This window comes from Asticcacaulis biprosthecium C19 (assembly GCF_000204015.1).
Classification (GTDB): domain Bacteria; phylum Pseudomonadota; class Alphaproteobacteria; order Caulobacterales; family Caulobacteraceae; genus Asticcacaulis; species Asticcacaulis biprosthecius.
The window spans coordinates 155,198-170,180 of sequence record NZ_GL883081.1 but is presented as its reverse complement, the minus strand read 5'-3'; the positions used below and the strand labels follow the sequence as shown (position 1 = coordinate 170,180).

Genomic DNA, 14,983 nt, shown 5'->3' with positions numbered 1-14,983 from the left:
GACCAACCGCACCTTATCCGGCAGGATGTGTCAGTCTTTTTTGAGGTATGAGCATAGGGAGGCGGCAATTTTGCGCGTGATTTATCGCCGGGATCAGGATTTATCATCACTGAAGGCATGAGGCCCTGAGGAGGTTTAGCGCATACGACACCGATAATGTCGTTGATCTGGGACTCAGATGTATGTCACGGGGCCGATTAATCTGCGCGGCCCGTCCTCGTTGAGCATAATCGATGTTCTGGCAAGAAGTTCCTGATCATTGAACGGCTTGACAAGAAAATGCACAATACCGTGTGCCTCTGCACGCGTTTTTTCCTGCCGGTCGCCGTGTGCTGTAATGATCATCACCGGAATGGCCCGCGTCAGTTCATTGGTGTCCAGGGACTTCAGGACAGCAAACCCGTCTTGCCCCGGCAAGCCTAGGTCGAGAAATATACCATCCGGCATTCGATCGGCAATGACGCTAGGAGCCAGAAGGCCATTATCGACAACAAAACTGTCATAGCCGGCCATGCGAAGCCTGATGGTAAGTAGGTCCGAGATATAGGGGTCATCTTCGACGATGGCCACGCAGAGGCTTTTTTTAGGCTCGGACATAGATGACACACACATTCAGGAAGAGGCCGCAGCAGACAAACCGGCGACTGCGGAAATTGTTGCTGAGCCGGGAACGCCGTTCGCCCAGCACAAGACGGGAGTCACTCTTGTCCTATTCAACAGTCGTATCGATGGTTTCGGCTGAAGTTCCATTCTTTTTAATGGACTCGATCGCATTCTTTGCGGAAGCTTTTGAAGCATAGCCTTCTGTCCAGAAAATGGTTTCAGAATTATACGAGAAGTAGGCAACGAATTCGCCTGCCTTGTTTTTCTTGATTTCAAAACGATGTGACAAGCGCTTACCCTTTAGTTACGGCTTAGTTTTCAACTCTGACAGGATCGCCGCCAATAGTTCCTCAGATGAGGGACCGGAAGGGGCTGGAGGCGCGGCCGTTGCCGGTGGAAAGGCCTTATTCAAGGCTTTTACAATCAGGAAAATTGCTGTCCCTATGATCAGAAACTGGATGAGCGTGTTTATGAACATGCCATAGGCAATAGCGACCTCAGTGGCCTTTGTCGCGGGATCGGCCGCCTTCAAGACAAATTTCAACGACGAAAAATCAACGCCACCGGTCATTACGCCGATCGGCGGCATAATAATATTGTCCACCAATGACGTCACGATCTTGCCAAACGCGCCGCCAATTACCACCCCGACCGCAAGGTCGACCACATTTCCACGCATCAAAAATGCTTTGAGTTCACTTGCTATACTCACAGTGGACACCTCCAATAACGGCAAAGGATGTCGCGCAACGATCATACTTCCTGGTGAGGGTGGGGCTATGATCGTTGCGCGACTTGCGCTTGCTCACATTCCGGGGGGATGGAACCGAGCAGCACATGGGAAATCGGTGCGAAGAAAGATGTCATCAATTGTAAATTATCTGCATCGAACTGATTCAATAGAAACGCCAATATAGCATCTCACTTGAGGGAAAAATTTGCTTTTTTTATTGCATTTTCGACCACATTTACGAATATTGTGCGTGTGCGGCATGCAAAAAAAACAGATTATTACTTGTTCGTCACAATTTGTTCTTTGGGTCGTATTCGTTTCTTTGGAAATACGGGGATGGGGTAATGCTCCCTCTTTGTTCTGGTTGTGCTAAGGCTGGCGAATGGTCCGTCTCGCTCGCATTGTCGCCTCTGAAATTCTGCATCATGGCATGGCGCGCGGCAATCGACGTGAGCCGATCTTCTTCTAAGATGGTGATCAGGATATCTACCGCGATATGCTCGCCGAGCAGGCGCTCAAGGCCGGGGGGGGGGGGGGGGCGTACTGCCTGAGGCTCAACCACGTGCATCTGATCCTCTGTACGAAAACGGAGGGACGGCACGGCCTAGGCTTTGGGCGCGGCCCATCCGCGATGGGCAAATTTCGTCAATGCTCGGGGCCGTTGGCGCGGCCACCTTTTCGACAGGCGCTTTGCACTGGTGGCGATGGATGAGGACCATCTGATGGCGGCGGTCCGCTATGTCGCAATCAATCCCGTTCGTGCGCGCCTCGCGCCTAAGGCCGGGATTGGCGACTGAGGTGATGGCGGCGTGTACAACGGTGCGGATCGATTTGCACGGCGGGTTTGACAGCCCCAATTGTGGCAACGACCAGCGGGAGCGTGCTGTATCACATGTGCCGGTGAGGCGCGGAGAGACGTCGAGGGAGGGGTTTTTCTCGCGACAGCCCTGTTCGTAACAAGGTTTGGATCGAAGATTTGGAGGCAATCTCTTTCGCCACAAAAGCGTTGATCAAAGCTGCGCACAGCCGTGAAAAAGCTGAAGGTTGGGCCGCCAAAACCTTGGAAATAGGTTCTATGTCTTTGTAATTAAGACTTTTTCTTCGCGAAGTGGGCTATAGATCCTGAAGTTCTAGTACGAGGACCTTCTCGCCGCCGTCGACGGTGAAATTTACCTTCGTTCCCACATTTCCCTTCAAAAGCTGCCTCAGTTCGGGCAGTGTCATCGATCCCGGCGGAGTGCCATTTACAGAGACAATGCGGTCGCCAATCTTAAGGCCTGCTATGCTGCCAGGACTATTGCCAGCAACATAAACAACCAAGAAAACCCCGTCAGCGGCATCGAGCCTCAAGCCCGATCGATCCGCCAGATCGACCTCCGCCCAATGCGTGTTTGGCTTCAAATAGATTTTGGAATTTGGGTAATCAAAAACGATGTTAAAGCGGTGCAGCACTCCGTACCCGATGTTTCCTGCGAGACTGCTGTCGACTGACGTGCCTTGCGTCTGTTGCGACAGGAATGTGACTGGCCCATCAACCGAAACACCGCCCAAGTCCAGGGTACGTGCCCGCGCCATCAGCGAATACACAGGCCCTCCAAGACCTATTGCTGACATCACCTTGGTTTTTGCGTGGTAGAATGTCACCAAGTCATTCTTTTCAACGAAAGGCCGACTAAGCGTGAGTGATCCATTGCTGCCGGTGTCAATCGTGAAGCGGCCTGAAAAACCGTCGACGTTTCCGGTAATTTGAGGGGTCTTGCCCTTCAGCGTCATCGAAATTGCCTGACCCGCATTTGAAAACTCGGCGTCTGCAGCGGTGTAAAACGTCAGCACGTTTGTGTCGTAGTCGAATTTGACTGGAAATTGCTTTAGCCACTCAAAGCCAATGAGGCCGTCAACCTGTACCCCGTCGGAAACGGTTGCCGGCAAGTCCAGCACGTAAAAGGCTTGGTCGGTTCGGGTCAGACTAGCCAGGGCAAACGTGTCTACCTTGGTCTTCCACCCCGTCTGAGCACCGCCAGTCCCTTGGGCCTCGAACTTGTCCTTTAGTTTCAAACCCAACTTGGCGGCCGTCGCTGGCGTCATGACATTGACGGACCCAGTATCGAAGATGAAATGAAAAGGACCCTGGCCATTGATACTTACATCAATATAGACGTGCCCGCTTTGAAGATGAAACGGTACCTCGATAGCCTGCTGGGATTTTGCCGCGTCAATTTGTGCCTGCGCCGCCGACGTATAGCCAAGCCAGATCAGGGTAAGCATCGCAAATTGATAATGGAGGGTCGACAGGGAGGTGCGACGAGGGCGGAATTTTACGATTGTTGTCATTACTAAGCGTACGCAAGATCAGATTTAAAGACCAGTTCAAATCGTCGTTAAATTTAGAAGGCAGGGCGAAGTTTGTGAATTTCACCGTCAGCAGGCCGATACGCGCATTCGATCACCAACCAATTTGCGCGATGCCCCGCGTTCTGGACCAGCCCAATGCTGCGCCAATGTTGCGCCAATGAGGCATTTTCGCAACATCTGGCACGCCATCGCGGACCAGGCTCCGATGCTTCGGCCGGGCAGACTGACTGGGCTTCCTTTTGTTATATAAAAGAAATTGCCATTAATGAAAATTGAAATCGAATTTTAAGCCCCCTCTCATGCATTGGGGCGTATTTCGGGCTGAAAATGAAATTTCAATTCCATAAATAGATTGACTTGACAATTTTGTTTCATTTTGGTCATTTCCATATGTGAAATCAACTTTCCGAGTCCTGTCCGGAACGACGTCCGGTTGGGTCCCTTAAGCTGGTCACCCTCAGAAATTTCTCAGGTCCACACCATCGGCCCCCGGCTCGACGGCAATACCAATCCTGACCGGGTTGAGCTGGTCGGAATTCAAAAATGGAAGGAAACAGTCCGTGCTTCTTGAAAACATCCTGATCAAACCGGCCTATTGCGCGAAGGCCTGGAAGCTGGCGCTTCTGGGCGGATCCATGCTCATCGCCGGACTTCACACGACGGCCTACGCCCAGGACGTGGCGGCGCCCTCGGCTGCCGACGAGGTCATCGTCGTTACGGGCTTCAAGAAGAGCTATGCCGACGCAGTGCGCTCGAAAAAGCAGAACATCGAAATCACCGATGGCATTTCCTCTGACGGTCTCGGCCGCTTTCCTGACCTGAATGTCGGCGAGGCGCTGCAACGCATTCCCGGCGTACAGATCAATCGCGAAGCCGAAGGACGTAACGCCACCATCAATCTGCGTGGCATGCCCGGCTCCTATGCCCGCACGACGCTGAATGGCGTGGCATTTGCCGCACCACCATCGCTGGCCAACGATCAGGGCTCTCCGCTGGGCGCTTTCAACTCAGATATCTTCTCGGCATTCGTCATTGAAAAGTCGCCCATGGCCAATGCCCAGTCGGGCGGCCTCAGCGGCAATGTCGATATGCAGATCGCGCCCGCCCTGTCGCGCACCGACGGCGGCATGGTCAAGGTTTCTGCCGAATACAACGAACTGGGCGGCAGCGTGGCGCCGGCCATGACCATCGGCTACAACAAGCACCTCAGCACTGATCTCGCCGTGTTCGCTACCGTGGCTTACAAGAAGGAAGACTTCCGGCGGGATACATTGCGCTACAATGGCTACAGCCGCCTGACGCCAGGGCTTACGGGCCTGTCTGCTGCAGATTTTGCAATGACCTACGGCCAGTATTATTCCGCCTCACCGTGCCCGTCGTCGGGCTCGTTCTGCCGCTCACTGTCGGATGTGCTCGGTACTTCGGCCTATAACACCAGCGCCACAGGTACAAAAGGCAATACAGGTGTTTACGCCCTGGACGCGATCCGCCAGTACACCCGCGAAAACAAGGGCGATCTGGTGACGGCGACCGCAGGTATCGAATGGAAGCCCAACGATAATACCAAGATGGGGATCATCGGGTACTATTCGGAGCGCGATCTGCCCAAGACGACCCAGTACTTCCTGATCAATGCCGTTTGGGACGGCGCCGGCACGATCACGCCGTCGGGGACGCCGGCGCAGATGTCGGATGGCCGCTGGCTTTATGAAACGGCGACCTACAATAACTTCCCGGCGAAGTCCTCGACGCGCCTCTATTCGCAGCACCAGCAGGCCCAGGGCTTTGTGGCCAACCTGGACTGGAGCAACGACCTCTGGAAGGTTAATTTCGTCGTCGCCGGCTCGAAAGGCTCGAACTCATCGCTCGAAACCGAACTGGATCTCCAGACCAACCCGGTTTCGGGCGGGACCAACGGCATTTCGGGGACGCTGACCACCGGCTTCGGCGAACTGGACGGCTTTGCCTATTCGGTCACGCCGACCCCGCAGAACCAGATCTTCAACAATGGCTGGACGTGGCAGGGCCCTAACGGTGACCCGGAGGGCTATCTGCGCTCGAACGGACTCTACTACCTCAACATCTCCGGTTCGGAGAGCTTTGCCGACCAGTCGGTTACCTCCGCCCAGGTCGACATCGAACGCCATCTCGACTTCGGTCCGGTCACGGCGCTCAAGGGCGGCCTGCGCCTGGAAAAGAACCAGTTCAAGTCGCATGGCTTCCGCAACATGGCCTTCGGCGCGCAGCTTCAGAACATCACCAGCGATATGCTATATACGCCGGACTTCGTCGACGATTTCATGAACGGCGACGCCAAGATCAGCAAAAACTGGCAGGTGATCGACGCCGAACGCTTCATCGACGCCGTGACCCCGGTCGATATCTATCAGGGCGGCGGACTGACGACGCGCGGCTTCAACATCCTGTATCGGGACGGCGCTTTCGCTGACAACAATTACGAAACCGAGAACGCGCTGACCCAGGCCTATATCCAGGTGAAGTACGACACCGAAGTCCTGGGTCACCGGCTGCGCGGCAACATCGGCACACGCTACGAAGCCACCGACAACACGATCGACTCGCTGGATGTGATCCGTCCGTTCACCGGCGTCGCCGGTTCGTTGTCGGATTTCAAGTGGCAGCGCATCGAGAACAAGTATCACTACTGGCTGCCATCGGCGATCTTCGCGCTGGATCTGAAAGACGATCTGATGTTGCGGGGCGCCTACTACAAGACCTATGTTCGTCCGCAGGACCGGCAGTTCTCGCCCGTCACCCGCATCAGTCAGCGTCTGATCAATTCGCAGCAGACGACGCCGAACATGACGGTCTATGATGCCTCCGTCCGCATCGGCAACAACAAGCTGCAGCCTTACCTGGCCGACTCGGTTGACGTTTCCTTGGAGTGGTACAACCGCCCCGGCGGCCTGCTGGCCGTGGCTTATTTCCGCAAGGTGATCACCGGCCGCATTGTCGGCACGTCCGATCCGGCCATCCTGTGCCCGTCCGACGGGTCGACCTGGGGTTTCGGGCCGCTGTCGTGGGACGGCCAGTACTGTACAGCGACCAGCCTGGGTACGTCGAACAGCACCACGCGGGTCTTCGCGTCGGGCAATTACAACCTGGACCGCGAAACCACGGTTGAAGGCTGGGAGTTCAATATCCAGCAGAACCTGGACTTCCTGCCGGGCTTCTGGAAGAATTTCGGCGGCAATTTCAACTATGCCTATACCGACTCCAAGAGCCCAGCCATCGCGCCTTTCCCCGGCATTTCGAAACACACCGCCAACCTGATCGGATACTACGAAACGCCTAAATTCGGCATCCGGGCGGTTTACAACTACCGCACGGACTACCCGCTGAATGCCAACGGGACCTATACCGGCGGTGCCCGGTCGGTTAAGGCCCGCGGCCAGCTCGATCTGTCGGCCTCCTACAACCTCACCGACCGGTTCGCCCTTTCGCTCGATGCTTATAATGTGACGAACGAGAAGCGCTACGAGTACGAAAACGACCTGCGCGTCGTCCGCTGGATCGACTACGATGGCCGCAGCGTCACGGTCAGCCTGAGAGGCACTTTCTGATACCTTCCCTCGGCGGGTGCTCCCCGGCGCCCGCCTGACCCAAGTCCGACGGATCAGACGAAACGTACATTCTCCTGTGGCGCCTTCTGCCTGATCCGCCGGACGTGGGACTTGGCCTGACAATCGCCCATTGTCAGGCCACCTTTTTTTCAATCCCTGCCCGGAGACACCACGATGGTGAAACACCCCGGTAAAGCGGTTCGCAAGGTGGTCATTGCTGGCGGCGGAACGGCCGGATGGATGTGCGCCGCCTGGTTTTCTAAAATCCTGCGCGACGATATCGAAGAGATCGTGCTGGTCGAAAGCGAAGAGATTGGCACGGTCGGCGTCGGTGAAGCCACCACGCCTTATATACGCGTCTTCAACCATCATCTCGGTATCGACGAAGATGCCTTCGTCCGGGACACTCAAGGGACGTTTAAACTCGGCATAGAGTTCGAAGACTGGGGACGGCTGGGCCACACCTACCACCATCCGTTCGGCGCCAATGGCCGTGAGTTCGGTTCCTTACCCTTCCATGCCATCTGGCTGAGGGATGTCCTGGAACGCGGCGGCCCGTCCGATCTGGGGCTGTATAACCTGCAGTCGGTGGCGGCGCGAAACGGCAAGTTCATGCGGCCACAGGGACAGAACTCCCCTCTGGCGGGGATTGAATACGCCTTTCACTTCGACGCTGGGCTCTATGCCATGACCTTGCGCCACTTTGCCGAGGCCCGGGGCGTCACACGCATCGAAGGCAGAATAGAGACGGTCGAACTGTCTGGCACGGGTAGCATCAGCGCACTTCTCCTCAATGAAGCGCGGCGGATCGAGGGCGATTTGTTTATCGACTGCACCGGATTTCGTGCCTTGCTGTTGGGCGAAGCGCTCCAGACTGGCTTCGAGGACTGGAGCCACTGGCTGCCATGCGACCGTGCCTACGCCGCCCCGACAGCGCGCGTGGGCGCGCCTTGTCCCTATACACGATCGATGGCCATGGCCGCGGGTTGGCAATGGCGGATTCCCTTGCAGCATCGTGACGGCAATGGACTGGTCTTTGCCAGCCATTTTTTACCTGAAGCGGAGGCGCTTGACATCTTTCTCGGCAACCTGCTGGCCAGCCGCATGAGCGACCCGAAGCTTATCCGCTTTAAGACGGGGCGGCGGAAGGTGTCCTGGCACAAGAACTGCGTGGCGATCGGCCTAGCCGCAGGGTTCCTGGAACCGCTGGAATCGACCTCCATCATGCTGATCCAGAACGGTATCGCCCGGCTGCAATACTACTTTCCCGACACAGGTTTTGATCAGGCGGACATTGACGCCTATAACCGGGCGATGAACCGGGAATATGAGGATATCCGGGACTTCCTCATCCTGCATTATCACGCAAGCGAGCGTGACGACTCCGAATTCTGGCGTTATTGCCGGGCGATGCCTGTGCCGGAGAGCCTGGCGCACCGTTTGGACCTGTTCCGCAGCCGGGGCCGGATACCGGAGGAACGCGGCGAGCAATTCCGGTTGAATAGCTGGCTGGCAGTGATGTGGGGGCAGGGGCTGCGGCCGAGGTCTGCGGACCCCTTGACGTTGAGTCTGGACGGTGACGGGCTTGGAACGTGGCTAAGCGACATACGCGACGTCATAGGGAAATGCAGCGATATCATGCCGACGCACGAGGATTTCATTCTTCGCCACTGCCGCGCGGCGCATCTGGCCTGAACGGGTCGTGAACGTCTTCCGCGGGATTTCCGAAGTTTCCGATGTTAGCAATAGTGACGTTGCGTCGAACCTTTTCCGGTGCGCGACTAACGACTACAAGAGTCCGAACGTTTCGCGTCGACCTTTACAATCAAATTCCTGATGTTGCTGTCCAAAGTGCTTATGTGATCACGCGCTGCGGTACTCATATTAGCACTGAGAAGCATGCTTTCGTAAATTTTCGAGGCCTTGACCAGGGCCTGTTGTCCATTGGTAAATCGGTCGCAGGCCGCTCCCCAATAGGTTTTCTGGTAGGCTTCATTGCCTGCGGTTATTTCACTATCTGCATATTCGATAAGACCGGAGGCGCGTTGATATTCGGCGTTGAACTGTGCCTGCTTGCTGTCCTGCGCCAGGGCGGGTTGAACGGATAAACCAATGGCCAAGACTATGCCAAGGACTGAAGATTGGCGTTTCATATGGTTTTCCTATGAGAATGCGCGCGAGTTGGGTTCAAACGAAAGGGGGCGGGCAGAACAGTGCCCGCGCGACGTTTTGGATTTACACGCAGCGCGCATTTTTCGATTTGCCCCGTGTAGACGTGCTTTGGTTCGGGTGAAGACTTTCGTAGCCGCAGGCTTTCAACCTTAATCCGTGTGGGATTGTTGTCTTCACCTGTTCAGGGGAGGCGCGCTTAGAACGATGGCCTTCAAGCTTTTTCCGTTGGGACTGAGACGGGCGGCTCATTCGAATCGGCGCTCTAAGTTTTGCTTTTGCGCGCATCTTTATCTAGAAACGGGAACGCCCGAGCGGTGCGTCATACTTTTGGGGATGCGCTCTAGCTTCTGTTTATGCCTTTGCGCGGTAGCTCTGGCAGCCCTTTCGCCCGCCCTCGGTCGCTGTGGTCTCATTCTTTCTGGTCTGATCTGAGAGACTCTGCGGGCGCTGAAGGACGCGCGTGGGTCAGGGATTCCTGAAAAATGTTCAGTTCCGACACGCCGTGGGGCCTCACGCGCTCGATGATGAGCTTTTCGGTGTAGGGAAGCGCATGGCCCCGGCGATTGTGATAGTGGTTGAAGCCGACTTCGAAAGTGTCAAAAACCACACCCGTCGCCGATCCGTTGCTGCACGTGCCCTGCATGTCACCTGTCAGGAGTTGGCGTGCCATCAGTTCCATGGCTGATGTAAATCGCTTTTCATGGGTGGCATAGACGTCCACGCCCTGATTCCAGGCGATCTCCGCCGCATGTAAGGCCGACGCGAGCCCGAACTGGGCGTGATGACCATTGTCGCGGCAGGTTTCCTGAGTCAGGCCATCAACCCACCTCGTCGGGTGGAACCAGAAGGCGTCGATATTGCCCCCGTCGCCATCGATGGGCGCGATGGCGGAATCGGACTCAAGGTAAATATAGGCGGGGAGGCGGGTTTGTAGCCGTTGCAGCCCGCGTTCGAACGCGACGCTGTCGTCGTTGGACACGGCAATCGTCATCAGGGCGTCGATCTGAGTGAGGTCAACATTGCCGTTCCAGCGGCTTGCCACGGTGAGCTGCGGGTAGAAGGCGCGACGAAACATGGCCTGGAAAGCGGCGACGTCGCTGGACGGCCAGTCGGGTGATGACCGCATGATTTCCGCCGCTTCGCCGAACAGGACGCCGATCCACCCGGCGTGTAACCGGTCCTGATCCGTGCCGCCCACAAAGCCCTGGAAGTCCGCCCATCGGTTCAGAATGGCAACGGCCTGGCGCGCATAGATCTGATCGCCGGTGAGGCGCCAGGCCAGAGCGTTAGCGTAGGCTTTTTCCGCCTCCCACTTGGAGGTTGAGGCCTGGTTCTGGTCTCTGGCGTCTACGGCGGTCAAGGCAGGCCCAGCCGGTTGGGCTTTGCGTTCCACCTCGATCAGGGCATTGCTCCACGGCGCCTGATGTTGCGCAATCCTTGACCTTGCCATGTCGAGACTGGAATCGGTGTTCAGCGCTCCCGGGTGTCGAAAGGCGAAAACCGTGTCGGCGACGCTCGTAGATGGGAGGCCGAGCGCCAAAAAGCTGACAATGACCGCCAGCATTGCGACGCGAACCCTTGCGTCAGGCTTCGTTGGGCGTTGGGACATGGAGCGGATCAAACCAGTGTACGGCGTTCCACGCAAGTCCTTCGGCATCGCTGTCACGACGGCCTATCGCTTGCGCCGGCTTTTGGACTTTACGCCCGGCGTATCCTGAAGGTCTGATACGGCTGTGGCTGCCAGCAGAAACGCGCCGACGCCATAGATCTGACTGTCGTCAAAGGTGTTCAGTTCAGGCCGGTCACTGATCGGCTGCACCCAGCCCAGCTTGCCGTTATCATGGACGGAGCGCGTCAGAGCCTGCCATCCGAGCTCAACATGGGGGGCGTAGACGGCGGGATCGAGCAGGCCGGACCTTATGCCCCAGGCCAGTCCGTAGACAAAGAAGCCTGTGCCACTCGATTCCGGCAGGGAGCCCCCTGGATCGCCCAGCAAGGACGCGTTCCAATAGCCATCGGACTTTTGAATGGAGATAAGCCGGGTCGCCATCGTCTTGAACAGCGCTTCGAACCTGGCGCGGTCGGGGTCGGTTTCGGGCAGATGCGTCAGAATGTTGGCCAGGCCAGCGAAAACCCAGCCATTGCCTCGGCTCCAAAAGACTTTTTCTCCGTTTTCGCCACGGCGATCGAAAAAGCGACTGTCGCGGAAATAGAGTCCGCTCTCCTTATCTTGGAGATAGTCCGTTGCCGCCCAGAACTCCGTCTTGGCGAATGCGGCGTAGCGTGGATCCCCGGTGACCTGGCTCAGTTCAATGAAGGCGGGCGGTGACATAAACAGTGCGTCGCACCAGCACCAGCGATCAAAACAAAGCGGATCCCCGGCGCCGGCTGGACGTTCGACAAAGGCAAGATCGGCTCGCGACGGATTGGCCAGGATAAGATCGAAGGCCTTGCGCATCGGTGCTAAGGCGGCTGGGCCGGCGCCATGGCGTGAGGCCCACACATAGGCCTGGCCGACGGTGTGGTCATCGGCATGATACAGGCGGCGTCCCAGTTCCCAACGATTGCTCTCGCCCCGGGCTATCAGAAAGTCGCGATACTGCGGGCTCTGGCTGCGATCGGCCAGGTGCGTCAGTCCGATGAAAAAAGCGCCCTGAACCCAGCCCTTTGGGTCGGTGGAGTCGGCTGCGTTGCGAGGGTGCACCTGGCCGGCAGCCAGCATGGCGATCTGGTAGTTCGCCACCTTTTCCGCCAGCATCAGGATTTCCGCCTGCGTCATCGGGCGCGCCGCCAAGGTAGCGTCTGCCGAACCGCCAGTGGCCGCCGGCGCTGACAAGGCCGCGACCGGCGCGATGGCAAGTCCTGCCAGAGCAACAAGGGAGGCGAACAAGCGTAGGTAAGGTTTTTGTCTCATCATGTGTTCCTCGAGGCGGAGGTCTGTTGGCAATCAGGCGGTGATGACTTCAGGCGGGCGGTGGAAGGCGCAGTCGAAAGCTTACAAGTCTGACGAGACGCGCCATATGTTCAGGCCGCCTTCGCTGGCGTAGGCCTCAATGCGGGTCAATTCTTCTTCGCTGAAGGCGAGATTGTCCAACGCACATAACGTGTCGTCCAACTGAGCCACAGTCCGGGCCCCGACCAGCGCCGACGTGACCCGCGGGTCACGAAGAACCCAGGCAATGGCCATCTGCGCCAGGGTTTGCCCCCGGCCGTCAGCGATAGCGTTCAGGGCCCGAATCCGCTGAAGATTTTCGGGTGTGACGAGGTCGGGGCTAAAGGAGCCCGCCTTGGCGGCCCGGGCATCCGAAGGCACGCCGCCGATATACTTTTTGGTCAACAGGCCCTGGGCAAGCGGAGAAAAGGCAATGCAGCCAACGCCCAGATCGTTCAGCGTTTCGAGGAGATCGGCTTCAATCCAGCGATTCAGCATCGAATAGGAGGGCTGGTGAATAAGCAGCGGAACCTTATGGGATTCAAGGATTTCCGCCGCCTGTGCCGTCAGATCTGCAGAGTATGACGAAATGCCGACGTACAAGGCCTTGCCTTGCCTGTGCAGTGTCGCCAGGGCTCCCATCGTTTCCTCAAGTGGCGTTTCTGCGTCGACGCGATGGGAATAAAAAATGTCAACATATTCAAGCCCCATGCGCTTCAGGCTCTGGTCGCAGGAGGCGATAAGATACTTACGCGAGCCCCCGACATCGCCGTAGGGGCCTGGCCACATATCCCAGCCAGCCTTCGTCGAAATAATCAGCTCGTCGCGATGCGAGCGGAAATCGGTCGCCAGGACCCGGCCAAAATTCTCTTCGGCCGATCCATAAGGCGGCCCATAGTTGTTGGCGAGATCGAAATGGGTAATGCCCTTATCGAAGGCGCGGCGCAGAATGGCGCGGCCGGTTTCAAAGACGTCGTCGCCACCGAAGTTCTGCCACAGCCCAAGCGAAATTGCGGGCAGTTTTAAACCGCTCCGGCCGCAGCGTCTGTAGGGCATGGAGTCGTAGCGTGAAGGGGCTGCGGTGTAGGGAATGGGAAAGGCCATAGGGCGTCAGTCCAGAGATTTGAGGATGGCGGTGACGCCGATCTGGGCGATTTCGAAATCTTCCTCGCCGCTTAGTCCGCTGACGGCGACAGAGCCAACACAGGCGCCCTGGTAGAAGACGGGTGCGCCGCCTTCCCAGCCCAAATACCGCGCGTCGCCGTGATAGTGGACATCCCAGCCGCCTTCGGCTGCGGCCCGGCCCAGGTCGCCACTGGGCTGGCGCAGACGCGATGAGGTGAAGACCTTGTTGGTGGCAATCGTCGCTGTCGCAAGCCCGGCGCCATTCATGCGCAGCAGCCCAATCAGTTCGCCATGGCGGTCGGCGACAGCCACACTGCCGGTCTTATTGCGTGCTTTCAGTTCCATGACGCAAGCGTCGATTGCCAGCCGCGCGTCCTCTTCGCCAAGGTCATGGTTGGATTGCATTTGGGTGTTTTCCTAGCCGTTATAATTCAGGCGAGTAGATCAAAAATGGAAACGATGTCAATGAAAATTGAGGAATTATGTGACCAATTGTAACGATTATGGTGCTATATGAGTGGCAAATCTTACAAAAATATGAAAACGTTACCATTGGTGCGGCTTCGGAACGTTTTGAGGTGCTAAGCGGGCGATCTGCTTGCGCCCGAAGCGACAGCGCCATAGAGCTGATACTTTCGGATGGTTATCGCGGGAGTATTCGACATGATGCGTGCAATCGCCCTTGTTTTGATCATGTGCGCCGCGACGGGCGCCAGGGCTGGCGATTATCAGAGTTCGCCGCCGCGCCAGCCGGCTGTCGACCAGGACTGGGGGCAGTGGCTGGGGCCCTATCGCGCCGGCATTGTCGCCAAGATGGGCGAGGATTTCGGTGAGCAGTATATCTATGCCGCAAAGAATGCTGCTTTGCCGGCGCCGGCGGCCGGAGAGCAGAGAGTGGTCTTTATCGGCGACTCGATTACGGACCGGTGGGATTTGGCCGCGTTTTTTCCGGGCAAGCCTTATGTGAATCGTGGCATCGGCGGCCAGGTCACGCCGCAGATGCTGGTCAGGTTTCACGCCGATGTTGTCGCCCTGAAACCCAGGGCAGTGGTGATCCTGGCCGGAGTCAATGACCTTCATGGCGTGCTTCAGGTGGAGAGCGATGCGCAGATTGTCGCCAATTATCGCGCTATGGCTGAGATCGCGCAGGCCAACGGGATAGAGCCGATTTTTACGTTGATACTGCCGTTGAACAATTACACGCCCAACGCCGCCGGTATGCTGGCGGAACGCAGCCCCCAGCTGATTGCCTGGTTGAACGCGTGGTTGATGGCGTTCTGCCGCGAGCGTGGGTATGGGCTGATCGACTATGGGACGGTGTTGCGCGACGGGAATGGGCTGTTGAAGGCCGAATATACCGCGGATGGGATTCATCCGAACGACGCGGCCTATGCGGCGATGGCGGAGGTGGCCGAGCGGGTGATTGAGGCGGTGTTGGACGGGCGGAAATAGACGGACATTTGAATATGACAGCGGGCCCGA

12 protein-coding genes are annotated in these 14,983 nt (G+C 57.3%); 3 read left to right on the top strand and 9 right to left on the bottom strand.

Annotated features, from left to right (window positions below; translation table 11 throughout):
* Nucleotides 1–174 precede the first annotated feature (174 nt).
* From ABI_RS22815 to ABI_RS22795, 4 genes are all read right to left on the bottom strand, one after another.
* Nucleotides 175–597: a response regulator gene (locus tag ABI_RS22815; RefSeq protein WP_169313768.1), complete on the bottom strand. Its 423-nt coding sequence runs from the start codon at nt 595–597 to the stop codon at nt 175–177.
* Between the two features lie 112 nt (nt 598–709).
* The gene (locus ABI_RS22810) at nt 710–892 is read right to left on the bottom strand and encodes a YegP family protein (protein ID WP_006275440.1); all 183 of its coding nucleotides are present in this window, start codon (nt 890–892) and stop codon (nt 710–712) included.
* 15 nt (nt 893–907) lie between these two features.
* The gene (mscL, locus tag ABI_RS22805) at nt 908–1,315 is read right to left on the bottom strand and encodes a large-conductance mechanosensitive channel protein MscL (RefSeq protein WP_040310059.1); all 408 of its coding nucleotides are present in this window, start codon (nt 1,313–1,315) and stop codon (nt 908–910) included.
* Between the two features lie 1,134 nt (nt 1,316–2,449).
* On the bottom strand, nt 2,450–3,601 hold the full coding sequence (locus ABI_RS22795; RefSeq protein WP_050808409.1) for an aspartyl protease family protein: 1,152 nt from the start codon (nt 3,599–3,601) through the stop codon (nt 2,450–2,452).
* Nucleotides 3,602–4,248: 647 nt separating this feature from the next.
* Between ABI_RS22795 and ABI_RS22790 the strand changes: the two genes are divergently transcribed.
* Both ABI_RS22790 and ABI_RS22785 read left to right on the top strand, forming a co-directional pair.
* Nucleotides 4,249–7,272, top strand: coding sequence for a TonB-dependent receptor (locus ABI_RS22790; protein WP_006275434.1), 3,024 nt, complete (start codon nt 4,249–4,251; stop codon nt 7,270–7,272).
* A gap of 174 nt (nt 7,273–7,446) precedes the next feature.
* A complete protein-coding gene (locus ABI_RS22785) occupies nt 7,447–8,967 on the top strand; it encodes a tryptophan halogenase family protein (RefSeq protein ID WP_040310004.1) in 1,521 nt (506 codons plus the stop codon).
* 86 nt (nt 8,968–9,053) lie between these two features.
* Here ABI_RS22785 and ABI_RS22780 read toward each other — a convergent pair whose 3' ends face one another.
* The 5 genes from ABI_RS22780 to ABI_RS22760 form a co-directional block, all read right to left on the bottom strand.
* On the bottom strand, nt 9,054–9,425 hold the full coding sequence (locus ABI_RS22780) for a hypothetical protein (protein WP_040310003.1): 372 nt from the start codon (nt 9,423–9,425) through the stop codon (nt 9,054–9,056).
* 428 nt (nt 9,426–9,853) lie between these two features.
* On the bottom strand, nt 9,854–11,008 hold the full coding sequence (locus ABI_RS22775; protein WP_006275432.1) for an alginate lyase family protein: 1,155 nt from the start codon (nt 11,006–11,008) through the stop codon (nt 9,854–9,856).
* Nucleotides 11,009–11,116: 108 nt separating this feature from the next.
* Nucleotides 11,117–12,358: a glycoside hydrolase family 88/105 protein gene (locus ABI_RS22770; protein ID WP_050808408.1), complete on the bottom strand. Its 1,242-nt coding sequence runs from the start codon at nt 12,356–12,358 to the stop codon at nt 11,117–11,119.
* An 81-nt stretch (nt 12,359–12,439) separates the two neighbouring features.
* On the bottom strand, nt 12,440–13,480 hold the full coding sequence (gene mgrA, locus ABI_RS22765) for an L-glyceraldehyde 3-phosphate reductase (RefSeq protein WP_040310002.1): 1,041 nt from the start codon (nt 13,478–13,480) through the stop codon (nt 12,440–12,442).
* Nucleotides 13,481–13,486: 6 nt separating this feature from the next.
* A complete protein-coding gene (locus tag ABI_RS22760) occupies nt 13,487–13,906 on the bottom strand; it encodes a GlcG/HbpS family heme-binding protein (protein WP_050808407.1) in 420 nt (139 codons plus the stop codon).
* 258 nt (nt 13,907–14,164) lie between these two features.
* On the opposite strand from ABI_RS22760, the gene ABI_RS22755 reads away from it, so the two are divergent.
* Nucleotides 14,165–14,953 (top strand): GDSL-type esterase/lipase family protein, encoded by a 789-nt coding sequence (locus ABI_RS22755; protein ID WP_006275427.1) that lies wholly within the window; start codon nt 14,165–14,167, stop codon nt 14,951–14,953.
* Nucleotides 14,954–14,983 lie beyond the last annotated feature (30 nt).

Coding starts and splice junctions, on each gene's coding strand:
- ABI_RS22760 (WP_050808407.1), bottom strand. CDS start 13,906: ATGCAATCCAACCATGACCTTGGCGAAGAGGACGCGCGGCTGGCAATC.
- ABI_RS22815 (WP_169313768.1), bottom strand. CDS start 597: ATGTCCGAGCCTAAAAAAAGCCTCTGCGTGGCCATCGTCGAAGATGAC.
- mgrA (WP_040310002.1), bottom strand. CDS start 13,480: ATGGCCTTTCCCATTCCCTACACCGCAGCCCCTTCACGCTACGACTCC.
- ABI_RS22770 (WP_050808408.1), bottom strand. CDS start 12,358: ATGAGACAAAAACCTTACCTACGCTTGTTCGCCTCCCTTGTTGCTCTG.
- ABI_RS22775 (WP_006275432.1), bottom strand. CDS start 11,008: ATGCTGGCGGTCATTGTCAGCTTTTTGGCGCTCGGCCTCCCATCTACG.
- ABI_RS22795 (WP_050808409.1), bottom strand. CDS start 3,601: ATGCTTACCCTGATCTGGCTTGGCTATACGTCGGCGGCGCAGGCACAA.
- ABI_RS22755 (WP_006275427.1), top strand. CDS start 14,165: ATGATGCGTGCAATCGCCCTTGTTTTGATCATGTGCGCCGCGACGGGC.
- ABI_RS22785 (WP_040310004.1), top strand. CDS start 7,447: ATGGTGAAACACCCCGGTAAAGCGGTTCGCAAGGTGGTCATTGCTGGC.
- ABI_RS22780 (WP_040310003.1), bottom strand. CDS start 9,425: ATGAAACGCCAATCTTCAGTCCTTGGCATAGTCTTGGCCATTGGTTTA.